Source organism: Citrobacter sp. Igbk 14, assembly GCF_028069825.1.
Taxonomy (GTDB): Bacteria; Pseudomonadota; Gammaproteobacteria; order Enterobacterales; family Enterobacteriaceae; genus Citrobacter.
This window is the reverse complement of record NZ_JANEWM010000205.1, coordinates 1-326: the sequence shown is the minus strand read 5'-3', so window position 1 is coordinate 326 and position 326 is coordinate 1. Positions and strand designations below refer to the sequence as shown.

The window sequence follows — 326 nt, the reverse complement described above, 5'->3', positions numbered from 1 at the left end:
GCAAAAGAAGTAGGTAGCTTAACCTTCGGGAGGGCGCTTACCACTTTGTGATTCATGACTGGGGTGAAGTCGTAACAAGGTAACCGTAGGGGAACCTGCGGTTGGATCACCTCCTTACCTTAAAGAAGCGTTCTTTGTAGTGCTCACACAGATTGTCTGATGAAAAGTAAATAGCAAGGCGTCTTGCGATTGAGACTTACACGTCCCCTTCGTCTAGAGGCCCAGGACACCGCCCTTTCACGGCGGTAACAGGGGTTCGAATCCCCTAGGGGACGCCACTTGCTGGTTTGTGTGAGTGAAAGTCGCCGGCCGAAGTATCTCAAAAC

At 51.2% G+C, this 326-nt stretch carries 1 tRNA gene and 1 rRNA gene; both read left to right on the top strand.

From position 1 onward, the window contains the following. A 16S ribosomal RNA gene (locus tag NNN64_RS23170) occupies positions 1-117 on the top strand; the annotation flags it as partial. A gap of 85 nt (positions 118-202) precedes the next feature. Then, positions 203-278: transfer RNA gene (locus NNN64_RS23165), tRNA-Glu, on the top strand. The last annotated feature ends 48 nt before the right edge of the window (positions 279-326 follow it).